General features: G+C 73.6%; 12 protein-coding genes and 1 other RNA gene. 11 read left to right on the top strand and 2 right to left on the bottom strand.

Translation table 11 applies throughout. The features are described from left to right. Positions 1 to 166: 166 nt before the first annotated feature. Positions 167 to 3,082 (bottom strand): FtsK/SpoIIIE domain-containing protein, encoded by a 2,916-nt coding sequence (locus tag ACFV8H_RS22930; RefSeq protein ID WP_380402883.1) that lies wholly within the window; start codon positions 3,080 to 3,082, stop codon positions 167 to 169. Between the two features lie 352 nt (positions 3,083 to 3,434). On the opposite strand from ACFV8H_RS22930, the gene ACFV8H_RS22925 reads away from it, so the two are divergent. From ACFV8H_RS22925 to prfB, 3 genes are all read left to right on the top strand, one after another. After that, the gene (locus tag ACFV8H_RS22925; protein ID WP_380402881.1) at positions 3,435 to 5,339 is read left to right on the top strand and encodes a serine/threonine-protein kinase; all 1,905 of its coding nucleotides are present in this window, start codon (positions 3,435 to 3,437) and stop codon (positions 5,337 to 5,339) included. Positions 5,340 to 5,597: 258 nt separating this feature from the next. Next, the gene (locus ACFV8H_RS22920; RefSeq protein WP_380402879.1) at positions 5,598 to 6,851 is read left to right on the top strand and encodes a serine/threonine-protein kinase; all 1,254 of its coding nucleotides are present in this window, start codon (positions 5,598 to 5,600) and stop codon (positions 6,849 to 6,851) included. Between the two features lie 68 nt (positions 6,852 to 6,919). Then, positions 6,920 to 8,032 (top strand): peptide chain release factor 2, encoded by a 1,113-nt coding sequence (gene prfB / locus ACFV8H_RS22915; RefSeq protein WP_375882988.1) that lies wholly within the window; start codon positions 6,920 to 6,922, stop codon positions 8,030 to 8,032. 76 nt (positions 8,033 to 8,108) lie between these two features. On the opposite strand, the gene ACFV8H_RS22910 is transcribed toward prfB, so the two are convergent. After that, a complete protein-coding gene (locus ACFV8H_RS22910; RefSeq protein WP_030059729.1) occupies positions 8,109 to 8,303 on the bottom strand; it encodes a hypothetical protein in 195 nt (64 codons plus the stop codon). A 367-nt stretch (positions 8,304 to 8,670) separates the two neighbouring features. On the opposite strand from ACFV8H_RS22910, the gene ftsE reads away from it, so the two are divergent. The 8 genes from ftsE (at position 8,671) to ACFV8H_RS22870 (ending at position 17,699) form a co-directional block, all read left to right on the top strand. Beyond that, entirely contained in the window at positions 8,671 to 9,360 is a 690-nt protein-coding gene (ftsE, locus tag ACFV8H_RS22905) for a cell division ATP-binding protein FtsE (RefSeq protein WP_030059730.1), read from the top strand. Positions 9,361 to 9,438: 78 nt separating this feature from the next. Next, a complete protein-coding gene (gene ftsX, locus ACFV8H_RS22900) occupies positions 9,439 to 10,350 on the top strand; it encodes a permease-like cell division protein FtsX (protein ID WP_350504738.1) in 912 nt (303 codons plus the stop codon). Positions 10,351 to 10,463: 113 nt separating this feature from the next. Beyond that, positions 10,464 to 11,600, top strand: coding sequence for a S41 family peptidase (locus tag ACFV8H_RS22895; RefSeq protein ID WP_380402876.1), 1,137 nt, complete (start codon positions 10,464 to 10,466; stop codon positions 11,598 to 11,600). 63 nt (positions 11,601 to 11,663) lie between these two features. Next, complete coding sequence (gene smpB / locus ACFV8H_RS22890; RefSeq protein WP_350504740.1) at positions 11,664 to 12,140, top strand: SsrA-binding protein SmpB; 477 nt, start codon at positions 11,664 to 11,666, stop codon at positions 12,138 to 12,140. A gap of 86 nt (positions 12,141 to 12,226) precedes the next feature. Then, positions 12,227 to 12,608: a transfer-messenger RNA gene (ssrA, locus tag ACFV8H_RS22885) on the top strand. Between the two features lie 152 nt (positions 12,609 to 12,760). Further along, positions 12,761 to 15,064 (top strand): HelD family protein, encoded by a 2,304-nt coding sequence (locus ACFV8H_RS22880; RefSeq protein ID WP_380402873.1) that lies wholly within the window; start codon positions 12,761 to 12,763, stop codon positions 15,062 to 15,064. A 348-nt stretch (positions 15,065 to 15,412) separates the two neighbouring features. Continuing rightward, positions 15,413 to 16,885: an NAD-dependent malic enzyme gene (locus ACFV8H_RS22875; RefSeq protein ID WP_380402870.1), complete on the top strand. Its 1,473-nt coding sequence runs from the start codon at positions 15,413 to 15,415 to the stop codon at positions 16,883 to 16,885. 532 nt (positions 16,886 to 17,417) lie between these two features. After that, on the top strand, positions 17,418 to 17,699 hold the full coding sequence (locus ACFV8H_RS22870) for an HU family DNA-binding protein (RefSeq protein WP_030059737.1): 282 nt from the start codon (positions 17,418 to 17,420) through the stop codon (positions 17,697 to 17,699). The last annotated feature ends 65 nt before the right edge of the window (positions 17,700 to 17,764 follow it).

Genomic DNA, 17,764 nt, shown 5'->3' with positions numbered 1-17,764 from the left:
GGCCACACCTGGCCGGGGCCGCCGTTGGTTCTGTGGCTCTGGAAGGGGTGGGTGGGCGGGGCATCTTTGTTCGGGGCGGGCCCGTGTCGCCGGACGCGGGCCCGCCGAAGAAGTTGATCCGCCGGGACTGTCGCTGAGTGCCCCCGCAGAGCGCTCCGCGCTGGGGTCAGCGGGAGGCGGCGCGCTGGAGGGCGCTGGCGAGGAGGGCGAGGTCGGTGGGGCCGTTGCCGAGTTCGCGGACCGGCCGGCGGGCCGGTGGGGCGCCCAGCTGGAGGGGGTCTATCGCGACCACGGTGGGGCGCAGGGTGGCGGTGCGCGGGATGCGGCCGCTGATGCGGGCGGTCTGGAAGGCGGTGACGCCGCCGTCCGGACGGCGCAGGTAGCCGCGGCCGGGGGTGTCCTCGGGGAGGGCGGCCGCGTCGCCGAGGTGGATCAGCAGGTCGGAGTCGGCCGGGTCCTCGGTGCGCAGGGCGATCCGCAGCAGGGCGGCCTCGTCGACCTCGGTGCCGGCGCTCTCCTCGGGGCGGCCGGTGGCGACGGCGAGGTGGATGCCGAGCGGGCCGCCGCGCCGGGCGACGGCGGCGAGCGCGCGGGCCAGCGGGCGGCCGACCGGGGAGGTGGGGGAGAGCAGGGCGTCGTAGTCGTCGACGACGACGACCAGCCGGGCCGGGACGGGGCCCGTGGGGGCGGCGGACGGCCGGGAGTCCTCGGCGCTGCGCGGCTGGATGATCCGGGGCGCGGTGGAGGTCGTGCCGGCGCCGACGGTGGCGGGGACCGGTACGGAGGTCGCGCCGTGGTCGTCCAGACGCCGCCCGTCCAGGCCGTGTCCGTCCAGGCTGTGCCCGTCCAAGATCCGGGCGGCGTGCCAGGAGGCGAAGTCCAGTCCGTCGAACAGCCGCTCCCGCAGGGCGAGTTCGTCCTCCAGTGCCTCGGCGGCGAGGAGTGCGGCGCGTGGGTCGGCGACGGCGTTCACCCGGCCGGTGACGTGCGGCAGCTCGGTGCAGCCGTCCAGTCCGTCCTGGCCGTCGCCGGTGGCCCGGCCCTCGATGAGGGTGACGGCGAGGCGCTCGGGCCGCTCGGAGACGGCGAGCGAGGCGACCAGGGTGCGCAGCAGCTCCGTCTTGCCGGAGCCGCGGGCGCCGCCGATCAGCAGGTGGGGGCCGCCCGGGTCGGGGGACGGCAGGGTGAGTTCGGGGTCGGCCAGGTCGAGGGTGCACAGCTCGTCCCGGGTGGTGCCGAGCAGCGCGGTGGCGGCGCCGATGCCACCGGCGTGGGCGGCCCAGCGGGCGGAGAGCTTGGCCGGGGTGACGGTGTCGAGCTGGAGCAGGTCGAGCAGCCGCAGCGCGTCCGGCAGCGGGCCGCGGGAGACCGGGGCGGCCTCGCGCAGCGGGGCGAGGAGGCGGGCCAGCCGTTCGGCCCAGGCGTCGGAGACGGCGTCCAGCGAGACCTCGTGCAGGGTTTCCCGGCCGCGGGCGACCGGGCGGTCCAGGGAGAGCTGGGTGCCGACCTCGCCGGTGATCAGGGCGGTGGCGCCGAGGCCTCGGGGGAGCAGTTCGGGCTGTTCGGCGAGGCAGACCGGGAAGATGCCGACCGCCGGGCCCTGGCGCAGCAGCAGGTCGAGCGCGTGCCGGGCGGCCTCGGTGGCCGGGCGGCCGTCCACCACGACCACGGTGGCGGGGTGGCCGCCGGGGCCGGTCGGGCCGCTGAGCCGGGCGGTGAGTTCGGTGAGCCGGGCGGTGGCCTGGTCGTCGTCGAAGCCGGTCAGCAGGCGGCAGTCCTGGCCGTCGACGGGGCGCAGGTGGGGCAGCCACAGTGCCCAGGCCCAGGTGTCGACGCGGTCCTCGGGGCTGCGGGCCGGGTCGGCGTCGACCACGACGAGGCTCAGTCCGGTCGGCGGGTGCAGTGCGGCGAGCTGGGCGACGACGGCGCGGGTGAGCGCGTCCAGGCGTTCGCGGGGGCCGCTGAGGCCGAGGCTGCCGGCGGTCTGGAGGTCGAGGGTGACGGGCACCGCGGGCAGCATGGTGCCGGGGGTGGTGCCGGCGCCGCCGGGGCGGTCGGCGGTGCCCAGCCGCAGGGTGAGCGCGTCGGGGTGGCCGGGGCCGCGCTCCCACAGCCGGGGGCCGGGGCCGACGGCGTTGAGCAGCACGGTGGCGAGGTCGGGCCAGCGCTCCCGCTGGGCGGCGGCCTGGCGCAGCCGTACGGCGGTGTGGTGGCGTTCGGCGCTCTCCTGGCCGGGCGGCTCGGCGGCGCGGCCGGGCAGCAGGGAGAAGAGGCCGCGGCCGCGGCCCGGGGCGGGCTCGGGGGCGGTGGGCGGTTCGAGGACGGGCGGCGCGGGCCGGACCGGCCCGGGGGCGGCGAGCTGGAGGTGGCCGTTGCCGTCGGGCAGGGCGGCCCGGGCCGGCTCGCCGAGCGGTTCGAGGACCTGGAGGGTGGACTCGCCGATCCGCAGCAGCGCGCCGTGTTCCAGCGGGACGGCGGCCTCGGGCGGCAGGGGCGGGACGATCCGGCCGTCCAGGGTGGTGCCGTTGGTGGAGCCGAGGTCGCGGACGGTGGCCCGGCCGTCCTCGCCGAGGTGCAGGGCGAGGTGCAGCCGGGAGACGTCCGGGTCGTCGAGCGGGACGTCGGCCTCGCCGGAGCGGCCGATCCGGATCTCCCGGCCGTGCAGCCGGTGCACGCCGCCGGCGTCCGGGCCGCCGACCACGCGCAGTTCGGCCGCGGCGCGGGTGTCGTCGGGGTCGTCGGCGGTGGGGTCGGGCTCGTTGAGGCTGAGCACGGCGCCGTCGAGCAGCGGGGGGTGGCCGAGGAGGGTGTGCTCGTCCACCCGGTGCGCCCCGGCGTACAGGTGCACATGGGTGGCGGCCCGTGGCCCGCGCACGCCGACGGCGCCCGCGAGCGCGCCCGCGATGGCGCCGAGCGCGGTGCCGACGGGTGCGGTGACCAGCACGTCCACGTAGGGGATGGCGGAGCCGGCGGCGGTCGGGCCGCTGCGCGGTCGGAGGACGGTCAGCCGGATCTGCATCTCGCCCGCGGGTCCCTTCTGCTGGTGTGATGCCTGGTACCGCTGCCCGGTGTCGTCGCGCACGCGCGGGGCGATCGCGGCGACCCTTGGGCCACACGAGTGGCGAGTGTCCATCCTGCCATCCGGCGCGGACGGTCCGCGCACCGTACCGGATTTGACGATCTTGCGATCATCGCCATGGTGGAGGCGACGGAGGGTCAGGTCAACCGTCGCTCCGCCCGCCCGGCCGAGGGGCCCGGCGGCCGCCTCCGGGTGGTTCCCTAGGGGATGTCCCCCAACCCTGCTCCGACCGCCAGCCGGTCACCTCAAAAACCCGTACGGACACCGTTAGAGTGGCCGCAAACACGGGCCCGGCAGGCTCACCGCACACCGGCGGGGGAGCGCCCCGCGGGCGGCACGGCGAGGAGTGCGACAGGTGCGGCCAGTCGGCAGCAAGTATCTGCTTGAGGAGACCCTGGGGCGGGGTGCCACCGGGACGGTCTGGCGCGGTCTGGTGCGCCAGGACGTCCAGGTGCCGGGCAGCGAGCCCGGGCAGCAGGTGGCCATCAAGGTGCTGCGCGAGGAACTGGCGGCCGACCCGGACGTGGTGATGCGCTTCCTGCGCGAGCGTTCGCTGCTGCTGCGGCTGAGCCACCCGAACATCGTCCGGGTCCGCGACCTGGTCGTCGAGGGCGAGCTGCTGGCGCTGGTGATGGACCTGGTGGAGGGCCCCGACCTGGCCCGCTACCTGCGCGCCAACGGCCCGTTCAGCCCGATCGCCGGCTCCCTGCTGATGGCCCAGGTCGCGGACGCGCTGGCGGCCAGCCACGCGGACGGCATCGTCCACCGCGACCTCAAGCCGGCCAACGTGCTGCTCGCCTCCACCGTGGTGCAGGGCACCGAGCAGATGCACCCGCTGCTCACCGACTTCGGCATCGCCCGGCTGGCCGACTCCCCGGGCGTCACCCGCACCCACGAGTTCGTCGGCACCCCCGCGTACGTCGCGCCGGAGTCCGCCGAGGGCCGCCCGCAGACCTCCGCGGTGGACGTCTACGGCGCCGGGATCATGCTGTACGAGCTGGTCACCGGCCGCCAGCCGTTCCAGGGCGACAGCGCCCTGGCGGTGCTCCAGGCCCACCTGGCGCAGGAGCCGCAGCGGCCCAGCACCATGCCCGAGCCGCTCTGGACGGTGATCGAGCGCTGCCTGCGCAAGGACCCGGCGCAGCGGCCGAGCGCCACCGTGCTGGCCCGTGCCCTGCGGGTGGTCGCGGCCGGGGTCGGCGTGCACGCCTCGCCGGCGGCGGTGGACGAGGCCCTGGCGGTCGGCGCCCTGCTGCTGCCGGACCCGCAGCCGACCGCCGTGCCCGGCAGCGTGCCGGTGGTCCCCGGCGGGCCCGGACCGTTCGGGGCCGACGACCGCACCCAGGTGCTGCCCCCGCCCCCGGGCGCCCCGCCGTACGACCCGGCCGCGGCGACCCGGGTGATGGGCACCCAGCCGCCGCCCGCGCCCCCGTACGGCACCCAGGACCGCACCCAGGTGATGCCGCCCACCGCCGTGCCGCCGCCCCCGCCGGTCGCCCCGGCCGGGCCGCCGCCGGAGGAGGCGCCGCACCCCTGGCAGACCCAGCTGCGGGCGGCGCGCGACCGCAACCAGCAGACCCAGGTCGGCTACTTCGGGCCGGAGGACTTCGAGGACCCGCAGGTCGCCCCGCCGCCCTACCAGGCGCAGCAGGGGGGCCAGGCCCAGCAGGGCGGCCAGGGCGGTCACGCCGGCCAGGGCGCCCCCGGCTACCAGCCGCAGCCCCCGGCCGGCTACCGCCCGGACCAGCGCCGCCAGGCGCCGCCGCCCGGCTACGCCCAGCGCCCGCCGGTCGCCCCGCCGCCCTACCAGGTCAACCAGGGCCCCCAGGGGCCTCAGGGCGGGCAGGGCGGCCAGGGCGGCGGCCGTCCGCAGCCGCCCGGCGGCTACCGGCAGGCCCCGTCCGGCCACGGCGGGCCGCAGGGCGGCTACCCGCCGCCCGCGCCCACCCCGGTGCCGCGCCGGGCCGAGCCGCCCGCGCCGCAGCACCGGGAGCCCCGGCCGCCGCGGGAGGAGCCGCGGGAGCCGTCCCGCCGGGAGAGTGCCCCGCCGCGCGAGCGGCGTCCGCGCAGCCGCAACCGGATGTACATCCCGGGGCTGGGCTGTCTCAAGGGCTGCCTGATGGTGCTGCTGGTGCTGGCGGTGGCCGCGCTGGCGCTGTGGAACTTCACGCCGCTGCCGCACTACTGGGACAACGTCGTGGGCTGGTTCGACACCGCCCGGGACTGGGTGAACAGCGTCATCGGCAGTTCCAACGGCTGACGCGGGCCCGGGCGGTCGGCGGGGTGCGGGCCGGGGCGACCGGCCGCCCCGGCGGCTGACCGGGCGTCCGGTCCCGCCCCGGAAGCCATGATTGACGCTTTGTCGACAATTCCCGAGATTTCTCGCCCCCGAGTGCCGCTCCACGGCCCCCAGGCGGCCCGCACGGGGGGTCCGGGCGCGTAGGTTGGTCGCTGTTGTCCCGCCCCACCGAGCGCGCCCGGACCCCCGGAGCGCTCCCGCGCCGCCCACGGAGCAGCATTGGCACGCAAGATCGGCAGCCGGTACACCGTCCACCAGGTGATCGGCCGGGGTTCGGCCGGGACGGTCTGGCTCGGTGAGGGGCCCGACGGCCCGGTGGCGGTCAAGCTGCTGCGCGAGGACCTCGCCGCCGACCAGGTGCTGGTCGGCCGCTTCGTCCAGGAGCGCACCGCGCTGACCAGCCTCGACCACCCCCGGGTGGTCGGCGTGCGCGACATGGTCGTGGACGGCAGCGACCTCGCCCTGGTGATGGAGCTCGTCCAGGGCACCGACCTGCGCTCCCGGCTGGAGCGGGACGGCGCCCTCCCGCCGCAGGCCGCCGCCTCGATCATCGCCGACGTCGCCGACGGCCTGGCGGCCGCGCACGCGGCCGGGATCGTCCACCGCGACGTCAAGCCGGAGAACGTCCTGCTCGACCTCGCCGCCGCCCCCGGCCCGGGCGGCGCCCCGCGCGCCAAGCTCACCGACTTCGGGGTGGCCCGCCTGGTCGACGCCCCACGCCGCACCCGGGCCACCCGGATCATCGGCACCCCCGACTACCTCGCCCCCGAGATCATCGAGGGCCTGGAGCCGCGCGCCGCCGTCGACATCTACGCCCTCGCCACCGTGCTGTACGAGCTGCTGGCCGGCTCCACCCCGTTCGGCGGCGGCCACACCGGCGCGGTGCTGCGCCGGCACGTCACCGAGCAGGTGCCGCCGATCCCCGGCCTGCCGGACGGGCTGTGGCGGATCATCTCCGAGTGCCTGGCCAAGGCCCCGGCCTCCCGGCTGCGCGCCGCCGAGCTGGCCGCCCGGCTGCGCGAGCAGCTGCCCTCGCTGGCCGGTCTGCCGGTGCTGGCGGTGCCCTCCCAGGGCCGCGCCCCGGCCGAGGAGCAGCTGACCCCGGGCGAGGCGGTCTACGCCGAGGTGGACGCCGGCCCGGGCACCCACAAGCGCCGCCGCGGCCCGGCCGTCCCGCTGGTGCCGGGCGTCGCCCCGGACTCCACCCGGGACACCCACACCAGCCTGCGCCGCCCCTCGGCCGACGAGCTGGCCGCGTACGCCGCCGAGTCCCGCGCCCAGCGCACCGCGCCGGGCCACCGCCGGGACCGCGCGGCGCTGCTGCGCCGGCGCCGGCTGCTGGCCGTCCTGCTGGCCACCGTGCTGCTGCTGGCGGGCGCCGCCGCGGCCTGGACGGCCTTCGCGGCCACCGAACCGGGCGGCGGCCACCCGGCCCGCCCGGCCGTGCACGGCACCGCTCCGCGGGCTCCGTAGCCGGCGGGGAACGGCGCTGGAACCGGGGGTGTCGTCATGAGCACCCCCGGAACCATTACGCTGGGGGCGTGGCAGCCGTCGATCCTTCCGAAGAGCTCAAGAACCTCGATACGACCATGGGGTCGATCGAGGCCGTCCTCGACCTGGACAAGATCCGGGCCGACATCGCGGTCCTGGAGGAGGAGGCAGCCGCCCCCACCCTGTGGGACGACGTCGCGAACGCACAGAAGGTGACCAGCCGGCTCTCCTTCCTCCAGGGCGAACTGCGCCGCGTCGAGGGCCTCCGCAGCCGCATCGACGACCTGGGCGTGCTGTTCGAACTCGCCGAGGCCGAGGACGACGCGGACACCCGCACCGAGGCCGAGGCCGAGCTGGTCTCGCTCCAGAAGGCCGTCGAGGAGCTGGAGGTCCGCACCCTCCTCTCCGGTGAGTACGACGCCCGCGAGGCGCTGATCAACATCCGTGCCGAGGCCGGTGGCGTGGACGCCGCCGACTTCGCCGAGCAGCTGATGCGCATGTACCTGCGCTGGGCCGAGCGGCACGGCTACCCGACCGAGGTGTACGACACCTCGTACGCCGAAGAGGCCGGCATCAAGTCCGCGACCTTCACCGTGAAGGCGCCCTACGCGTACGGCACCCTCTCGGTCGAGCAGGGCACCCACCGCCTGGTCCGCATCTCGCCCTTCGACAACCAGGGCCGCCGGCAGACCTCCTTCGCCGGCGTCGAGGTGCTCCCGGTCGTCGAGCAGTCCGACCACGTCGACATCGACGAGGGCGAGCTGCGCATCGACGTCTACCGCGCCTCCGGCCCCGGCGGCCAGGGCGTCAACACCACCGACTCGGCGGTGCGCATCACCCACATCCCGACCGGCGTCGTGGTCTCCTGCCAGAACGAGCGCTCGCAGATCCAGAACAAGGCCTCGGCGATGAACGTCCTCCAGGCCAAGCTGCTGGAGCGGCGCCGCCAGGAGGAGCGCGCGGCGATGGACGCGCTCAAGGACAGCGGCAGCTCCTGGGGCAACCAGATGCGCTCCTACGTGCTGCACCCGTACCAGATGGTCAAGGACGTCCGCACCGCGTACGAGGCGGGCAACCCGCAGGCGGTCCTGGACGGCGACATCGATGGCTTCATCGAGGCCGGGATCCGCTGGCGCAAGCAGCGCGAGACCAGCGCCGAGTAACAGCAGGGCACCCAGCAGGCACGCGCGAAGGGCCCCGACCGCAGCGGTCGGGGCCCTTCGTCGTACCGCAGGTTCGTCAGGCCAGCGCCTGCCGCGCGATCAGCGCCACCGCGAGCAGTCCGGCCAGCAGGGCCAGCAGCATCGCGGGGGAGAGTGCGGCGAACGGCCCCTGCTGCTCCTGCAGTCGGGCCCGGTTGGCGCGGCACACGGGGCAACGCCCGTCGCTGACGCGGCCGTTGCAGTTGGCGCACACCAGATGGTCGCAGGTCATGCGATCTCCTCCTCGCTGCTACAGCAACGCACCGGACGGGGCTTTGGTTCCCTCTTCCTACCTGTACGGGGGAGTCTGCCCTGTACGGGGGAGCGGCCGGACACGGCCGCCACCTCCACTCTGCCAGGTTCTGGCCGTTCCGGCTCCCGGGCTGTGAGATGGCTCGCAATTATCGGGGCACAACCGGACATTCTCCCCCAGATTTCGGAATCCGTCCTGGGCTGTCCCTGCGGGCCCACCGCAGGTTCGCGTATGGTCCCAGACCGGGAGCGGCCCTCCGCGCTCCCATCGCCCGCCCCCGGACCGGGCCTCCGGGGCGGATCGACCGAGGACTGGCGCCGCCTAGGATGGCCTCCGTGATGCAGCCGTGATCAGATTCGACAACGTCTCCAAGACCTATCCCAAGCAGAACCGTCCCGCCCTGGACAACGTCTCGCTGGAGATCGAGAAGGGCGAGTTCGTCTTCCTGGTCGGCTCGTCCGGCTCGGGAAAGTCCACCTTCCTTCGGCTGTGCCTGCGGGAGGAACGTCCCTCCACGGGCGCGGTGCACGTGCTGGGCAAGGACCTCGGCAAGCTGTCCAACTGGAAGGTGCCGCACATGCGCCGCCAGCTGGGCACCGTCTTCCAGGACTTCCGCCTGCTGCCGAACAAGACCGTCGCGCAGAACGTCGCCTTCGCGCTGGAGGTGATCGGCAAGCCCAAGAGCGCCATCAACAAGGTGGTGCCCGAGGTGCTGGAGCTGGTCGGCCTCGGCGGCAAGGAGGACCGGATGCCCGGCGAGCTGTCCGGTGGTGAGCAGCAGCGCGTCGCGATCGCCCGTGCCTTCGTGAACCGCCCGATGCTGCTCATCGCGGACGAGCCCACCGGAAACCTGGACCCGCAGAACTCGGTCGGCATCATGAAGCTGCTCGACCGGATCAACCGCACCGGCACCACGGTGCTGATGGCCACCCACGACCAGGCCATCGTCGACCAGATGCGCAAGCGCGTCATCGAGCTCGACAAGGGGCTGCTCGTCCGCGACCAGGCCCGCGGCGTCTACGGATACCAGCACTGACCGACCAGCGCTGACCCGTAGGGCCCGCCGGCCCGGACCGCCAGACCGCGCAGTACCGACCCTGGAGTTGTTTCCCGCATGCGTGCCCAGTTCGTCCTGTCGGAGATCGGTGTGGGTCTCCGACGCAATCTGACCATGACCATCGCGGTCGTGGTCAGCGTCGCGCTCTCCCTCGCCCTCGCCGGTTCCTCGCTCCTGGTCCGCGACCAGGTGAACTCCATGAAGGGGTACTGGTACGACAAGGTCGAGGTGAGCATCTACTTCTGTACCAAGGCGGATGCCCGCAACTCGCCCCAGTGCGACAAGGGTGCGGCCACCGACCAGCAGGTCCAGGACATCAAGGACCAGCTGGACAAGATGAGTTCGGTGGTCCAGTCGTCCACGTACGAGAGCTCCGCGGAGGCGTACAAGCACTGGAAGGACATGAACCCGGACAATCCGCTCATCTCCGTCCTGGGCCCGGACGCCATGCCGCAGTCCTGGCGGGTCAAGCTCAACGACCCGACCAAGTACGACGTCATCCAGAGCGCCTTCGCGGGCAAGCCCGGCGTCAAGTCGGTCGAGGACCAGCGGAAGATCCTGGAGAACCTGTTCGGCCTGCTCAACGGCCTGCAGACGGCGGCGTTCGTGATCATGGTGCTGATGCTGTTCGTCGCGTTGCTGCTGATCGTCAACACCGTCCGGGTGTCGGCGTACAGCAGGCGGCGCGAGACCGGCATCATGCGCCTGGTCGGTGCCTCGAACTTCTACGTCCAGATGCCGTTCATCGCCGAGGCCGCGTTCTCCGCGCTGCTCGGCGCGGCGCTGGCCTCCGGCCTGCTGGTCGGCGGGCACTTCTTCGTCCAGGGCTGGCTGGCCGACCGGGTGCAGTTCATCCACTTCATCGGCCTCGGCTCGGTGCTGGCGGTGATCCCGCTGCTGGTCGTGGTCGGTATGGGCATGGCCGGCATCGCGGCGTTCTTCACGCTGCGCAAGTACCTCAAGGTCTGACCCCCGGAAGTCGCTTCGGCCCCGTACGGCACTGCGCCGTACGGGGCCGTCGCCGTTCCGCGCTCCGCTGTTCCGGCCCGCCGCGCGCGGAGCGGTGTCTACACTCCGTTGCCATGCTGCAAACTCCGCGCAGGGCACGTCAGGTGGCCGCGCTCAGCCTGGTGTTCGGTGCCGTGCTGCTGGGCGGCGCCGCGACCGGCGCCTGGGACGGCCCGGGCGACCCGCCGCGCCGGGCCTCCGCCGACCTCGCCCCGGCCGCCGCCGGGCTCCCGGCGGACCCGGCGGGCGCCGCGCTGTCCGAGCAGCAGGCCGAGCACCTGCTGGCGGCCGGCGGCGACCGCTGGGGCGCGTACTACAGCGCCCAGGAGTACGCCGAGTTCAGCCAGGGCCTGGACGGCCGCTACCCCGGGGTCGGGCTGTCGGTCGGCCGCGGCGAGGACGGCGTCACCTCGGTCTCCCAGGTCACCCCGGCCGGACCGGCCGCCGAGGCCGGGATCGCCCCCGGCGACCGGCTGCTGCGGATCGACCGGGACCAGGCCGACCGGCTGCCGGTCACCGAGGTGGTCGCCCGGCTGCGCGGGCAGGGCGACGAGCGCCGGCCCGGCTCCGAGGTCACCCTGGCCGTCCAGCGCGACGGCGGCGAGGTGCGCGAACTGCGGCTGCGGCGGGTGCTGCTGGACAGCCGGCAGGTCACCGCGGAGCACCTGGACAAGGGCGTGCTGCGGATCACCGTCCGGGGCTTCACCAGCGGCGTGGCCGACCAGGTGCGCGCCGCGCTGCGCGCCCCGCACGCCGGGGTGGTGCTCGACCTGCGCGGCAACTCCGGCGGGCTGCTGGACGAGGCCGTCGGCACCGCCGGGAGCTTCCTGGACGGCGGCGCCGTCGGCTCCTACCAGGAGCGCGGCGAGAAGCGGGAGTTGACCGCCCCGCCCGGCGGCGACCGGCGCAGCCCGCTGGTGGTGCTGGTGGACGGCGGCACGATGAGCGCCGCCGAACTGCTCGCCGGGGCCCTCCAGGACCGCAGCCGCGCCGTGGTGGTGGGTTCCCGGACCTTCGGCAAGGGCACCGTCCAGCAGCCCAGCCGGCTCGCCGACGGCGCGGTGCTGGAGCTGACCGTCGGCCGCTACTACACCCCGGCCGGACGCTCCCTGGACGGCACCGGCCTGACCCCGGACGTCCCGGCCGCCGCGGGTGAGGACGCCGACGCGCTCGCCCTGCGCGTCCTGGCCGGGCTCGGCACCCGGTCCTGACCCGGCCGCCCGGCGGTAAAGCGGCTGCCCGATCCGGCGTCGAAGTGCGAGAATGGCCGCGCTATGGCAAAGGAAACCGGACACAAGCTGATCGCGCAGAACAAGAAGGCGCGACACGAGTACACGATCCTCGACACCTACGAGTGCGGCCTCGTGCTCACCGGCACCGAGGTCAAGTCGCTGCGCGAGGGGCGGGCCAACCTGGTCGACGGCTACGCCTACATCCAGAACCGCGAGGCCTGGATCGACAACGTCTTCATCCCCGAGTACACCCAGGGGACGTGGACCAACCACGCGGCCCGGCGCAAGCGCAAGCTGCTGCTGCACAGGATGGAGATCCAGAAGATCGAGACCAAGGTCCGCGACGCGGGCCACACCCTGGTCCCGCTGTCCCTGTACTTCAAGGACGGCCGGGTCAAGCTCGAACTCGCGCTGGCGGTCGGCAAGAAGCTGTACGACAAGCGCCAGACGCTGCGGGAGAAGCAGGACACCCGCGAGACGGCCCGCGCGGTGGCGGCGGCCCGGCGGCGCCAGGGTTAATCCGCTGGACCCTCGCCCGTCGCCTCGCGTACTATGGCGTCAGCAACACGGACGGTCACCGTCCGAGCTGTTTCTCAACAAAACATGGGGATGATCGGTTTCGACAGGGGATGTTGAAACAGGGGAAGCGAGCCGAGGAACGCGGCAATGATCTCGTTAACCACGTGTCGCAAAAAAATAATCGCCAACTCTAAGCGCGATTCCCAGCAGTTCGCTCTCGCTGCCTAATAAGCACCGATAGCGCTTGGGTGTCAGACCGGGGAGTTCCCGACCCGGACCCTGGCATAATCTAGGGAACTCAACCGTCCGCCCGGGCTGCGAGGGTGGATGGGAAATCAAACAGCAGCTGGGCCTGTTGGCGGCTTGTCCGTGTGACCGCCAGGGCCGAGAAAATCACAGCGGACTGCGCTCGGAGAAGCCCTGAATTAACTCCACTGGACCCGGGTTCGATTCCCGGCATCTCCACCACCCCATGTTCACACCGAAGGCCGTCCACCGCTGATGCGGAGGGCGGCCTTCGATTTTTGTACGTTCCGGAGCAGCGCGTGCGGGGGGTCGCGGCGTAGGATCATCCGTCCGCTCGTTTTCCGGAGCCGGATTCCGTCGCAACCCCCGAGGCCATGCAGAGCAACACGGACACCACCCCCACCACCGATCACGAGACCGTCCGCGAGCGTGAGATCGCCGGTGAACAGCAGCACCTCGACACCGTCTACCACCGGCTGGAGGAGAAGCTCGCCGAGGCGGAGTACATCCTGGAGGACGCCGCCAAGCGGGTCCAGGTCGGTACTCCCGGCGCCCTCGCCGAGCGCGACGCCCAGGTCTACCGGGCCGGCGCGCACCTCCAACGGCTCAACAACGAGTTCGAGGACTTCCTCTTCGGCCGGATCGACCTCCAGCAGGCCGACGCGCCGGAGGAACACGGCATCCCCTCGAACACCCCGCTCGACCCGGCCGACCCGGCCGTCGCCGAGACCCTGCACATCGGCCGCCTGGGCGTGCTGGACGCCGAGTTCGGCCCGCTGGTGATCGACTGGCGGGCCCCGGCCGCCGCGCCGTTCTACCGAGCCACCCCGGTGGAGCCCGGCCGGGTGATCCGCCGCCGGGTGATCCGCTCCAAGGGCCGCAAGGTGATCGGCGTCGAGGACGACCTGCTGCGCCCCGACCTCACCCCGACCCTGGGCGGCCGGGAGCTGGCCGTGGTCGGCGACGGCGCGCTGATGGCCTCGCTGGGCCGCGCCCGCAGCCACTCCATGCGCGACATCGTCTCCTCGATCCAGAAGGAGCAGGACGAGGTGATCCGGGCCGCCGCGGCCGGGGCCACCCTCGTCACCGGCGGCCCCGGCACCGGCAAGACCGCCGTCGCCCTGCACCGCGCCGCGTACCTGCTCTACCAGGACCGCCGCCGCTACGCCGGGGGCATCCTGGTGGTCTCGCCCACCGCGCTGCTGGTCTCCTACACCGAGGGCGTGCTGCCCTCGCTCGGCGAGGAGGGCCAGGTCGCGATCCGCGCGGTCGGCTCGCTGGTGGACGGCATCGAGGCCGACACCTACGACGCCCCGGAGGCGGCCCGGGTCAAGGGCTCGGCCCGGATGGTGCACCTGCTGCGCCGGGCGGCCCGGGCGGCGCTGGAGCTGGGCGCCCCGCAGGAGCTCAAGGTGGTCGCCCGCGGCGAGGTGCTGAAACTGGACGCGGGCCGGCTGAGGTCCGTCCGCGGCAACGTGGTGGGCTCCGGCGGCACCCCGCTGAACCTGCTGCGCCCGCGCGCCCGCCGGCTGCTGCTGGACGCCCTGTGGCAGGAGGCGATCAGGCACCTGCCCAAGCCCACCGACCACTACGCCCGGGAGCAGCGCCAGGAGGAGAAGGAGTCCTTCGACGACTACGTCTCCGACGAGTCGTCCTTCCTGGACTTCCTGGACGCCTGGTGGCCCGCGCTGACCCCGCGCCGGGTGCTCGGCACGCTCAAGCAGACCCGGCACACCAACCGGATCGCCCGCCGTGCCGTGACCCCGGACGAGGCCAGGCTGCTGGCCGCCTCCTGGCGCCACCTGTCGCCGCAGGGCGAGGGCGGGCTGTCCGCGCACGACGTGGCGCTGGTGGACGAGCTGCAGGTGCTGCTCGGCGAGCCGGCCCGGCCGAAGGTCCGCGAGGTGGACGCGGTGGACCTGCTGAGCGGCCTGGAGGAGGTCACCACCTTCGCCGACCGCAACTCCCGCCAGCGCGAGCGCCAGCCGGTGGAGCGCAAGGAGTACGCCCACGTGATCGTGGACGAGGCCCAGGACCTCACCCCGATGCAGTGGCGGATGATCGGCCGGCGCTCCCGGATGGCCACCTGGACCATCGTCGGCGACCCGGCGCAGTCCTCCTGGCCGTTCCCCCAGGAGGCCCAGGCCGCGCTGGACGAGGTGCTGGCGGGCAAGCCGCGCCGCCGCTTCACGCTGACCGTCAACTACCGCAACCCGGCCGAGATCGCCGAGGTCGCGGCGAAGGTGCTGGCGCTGGCCGCGCCGGGCACGCCCTCGCCGAGCGCGGTGCGCCACGTCGGTGTGGAGCCGCGCTTCGCGGCCGTCACCGACCCCGCGCCGGAGGCCTTCGGCCGGGCGGCCCGGGGCGAGCTGGAGCGGCTGCTGGGCGAGGTGGACGGCACCGTGGCGATCGTGGTGCCGATGGACCGCCGGGCCGAGGCGGCCGGCTGGGCCGAGGGCCTGGGCGGGCGCGCGGTGGTGCTGGGCAGCCTGGAGGCCAAGGGCCTGGAGTACGACGCGACGGTGGTCGCCGACCCGACCGGCATCGCCGGCGAGTCGGAGGCGGGCCTGCGGGTGCTCTACGTGGCGCTCACCCGGGCGACCCAGCGGCTGACGGTGCTGTCCGGCCCTGACGACCTGCCGGACGCGGCAGGCGTGCCCGCGCTGCTGCACGGCTGACGCACCCACGACGAAGGCCCCTCACCGCTGGTGAGGGGCCTTCGGACGTTGATGACACCGACCCGCCATGCTCGCCTCGCGGCAAGTGGTCCCTCTGAGGGACGAAGGTTGGGCCCGGGGGCTTGGATCGAGCCGGTGTCCCGTCCAATGTAACGCATCGGCCGGGAGAGGCAAGGAGTGTGCGCCCGGAGACTGTGGGCGACGCGGCCCGCTTGTCGGATCCGCACACTCAATGAACGTTATTTCTGGCAACCCCTTGGAAGGTGCGACGATCGAGGTCTAGCATGCGCAGGCGATGCCTTCAACAAAATGTTGAGCCTGCGGGACAGACGGAAGAAGGAAGCGTCGATGGCGACGGTGCCCAGTGTCTCCAACTCGATCACGGTGCGACTGGAGGTCCCGGCCCGCGGCAACGCGGTCAGCGCGATCACCACGGCAGTGGAGTCCTCCGGCGGATCGGTGACCGGTCTCGACGTCACCGCCTCCGGCCTGGAGGCGCTGCGGATCGACGTGACGGTCGCGGCCTCCTCGGTGGCGCACGGCGAGGAGATCGTCGAGAAGCTCCGGGCGATCGACGGCGTGTCGATCGGCAAGGTCTCGGACCGCACCTTCCTGCTGCACCTCGGCGGCAAGATCGAGATGTCCTCGAAGCTGCCGATCCGCAACCGTGACGACCTCAGCATGATCTACACCCCGGGCGTGGCCCGGGTCTGCATGGCGATCGCCGAGAACCCCGAGGACGCCCGCCGCCTGACCATCAAGCGCAACAGCGTCGCCGTGGTCACCGACGGCTCGGCGGTGCTGGGCCTGGGCAACATCGGCCCGGCGGCCGCGCTGCCCGTCATGGAGGGCAAGGCGGCCCTGTTCAAGCGCTTCGCCGGGATCGACGCCTGGCCGATCTGCCTGGACACCCAGGACAGCGACGAGATCGTCGCCATCGTCAAGGCGATCGCCCCGGGCTTCGCCGGGATCAACCTGGAGGACATCTCCGCGCCGCGCTGCTTCGAGATCGAGGCCCGGCTGCGCGAGGCCCTGGACATCCCGGTCTTCCACGACGACCAGCACGGCACCGCGATCGTGGTGCTGGCCGCCCTCACCAACGCGCTGAAGGTGGTCGGCAAGGAGATCGGCGACATCCGCGTGGTGATGTCGGGCGCCGGCGCGGCCGGTACCGCCATCCTCAAGCTGCTGCTGGCCGCCGGCGTCGAGCACGCCACCGTCGCCGACGTGCACGGCGTGGTCCACCAGGGCCGTGAGGACCTCAACGACAGCCTGCGCTGGATCGCCGAGCACACCAACCGCTCGGGCCGCACCGGCAGCCTCAAGGAGGCCGTGGCGGGCGCGGACGTGTTCATCGGCGTCTCGGCTCCGAACGTCCTGGACGGCGACGACCTGGCCACCATGGCGGAGCGGTCGATCGTCTTCGCGCTGGCCAACCCGGACCCGGAGGTCGACCCGGGGGTGGCCCGGCAGACCGCCGCCGTGGTCGCCACCGGCCGCAGCGACTTCCCGAACCAGATCAACAACGTGCTGGTCTTCCCGGGTGTCTTCCGCGGCCTGCTGGACGCCCAGAGCCGCACGGTCAACACCGAGATGATGATCGCCGCGGCCCGCGCGCTGGCCACCACCGTCGCCGACGACGAGCTGAACGCGAACTACATCATCCCGAGCGTCTTCCACAAGGACGTCGCCAAGACCGTCGCCGCGGCGGTGCGCGAGGCGGCCCTGGCGGACGCCCAGGAGCCCGCCGTGCCGGCCCGTCCGACCCCCGGCATCGTCGGCACCCTGGACACCTCGGCCTTCCCCACCGTCAAGCTCTGACGGCCCCGGCCGGGCGCCGGACGGCCCGGCTCGCGGGCCGGTCGCCGATCGGTCAAATGTCCGATTAGCGGCCATACCCGCCCAAGCGCGCCCCGAACCCTTGCGACACAAGGGCGAGGGGCGTGTTTGGGCTTGTCGTGCCTAGGGCGTACGGTAGCCCTGGCCGGGGCAGGCGTGTCCGACAAGTACGGAACGTCCCCCTGGTCTTCCGGCGTGTCGTCCCGACCGCCGTCCGCGCCCGGTCCGCCGGAGCCGACGGAGCGTCACACCTCCAACGGGCGGGCGATGTTCGGGTGGCTCGGCCGGGGCCCGATTGGCTTTCTCGGGGCCGGTCGGGGCAGGATTCGTTCCCAGGCAGGCGGCGGGCCTCTTCGACGGCTCCGGCGCGCGGCATACGGGTACGGACCCGGCCTGCGACCACGCAATGCCTGCATGAGCACAGTGTGCGGACCTGCGGCCCATCCGGGTGCCCCCCGGTGGGAGCACCGATGGGCCCCCGCACACCGCAAGCGAACAGACCACAGGAGTACACATGAACCGCAGTGAGCTGGTGGCCGCGCTGTCCGAGCGCGCCGAGGTGACCCGCAAGGACGCCGACGCCGTTCTGGCCGCCTTCGCCGAGATCGTCGGCGAGGTCGTCGCCAAGGGCGACGAGAAGGTCACCATCCCCGGTTTCCTGACCTTCGAGCGCACCCACCGCGCTGCCCGCACCGCCCGCAACCCGCAGACCGGCGAGCCGATCCAGATCGCGGCCGGCTACAGCGCCAAGGTGAGCGCCGGCTCCAAGCTGAAGGAAGCCGCCAAGGGCGCCTGAACCACCCCTTGAACGCCCGAGAGGCCGGGCTCCCCGCGGGGAGCCCGGCCTCTCGCCGTGCGTGC

It is taken from the genome of Kitasatospora sp. NPDC059827 (genome assembly GCF_042731675.1).
GTDB lineage: Bacteria > Actinomycetota > Actinomycetes > Streptomycetales > Streptomycetaceae > Kitasatospora.
Note: the sequence above shows the minus strand (reverse complement) of the source record. Positions and strands in the feature narration are given on the sequence as shown.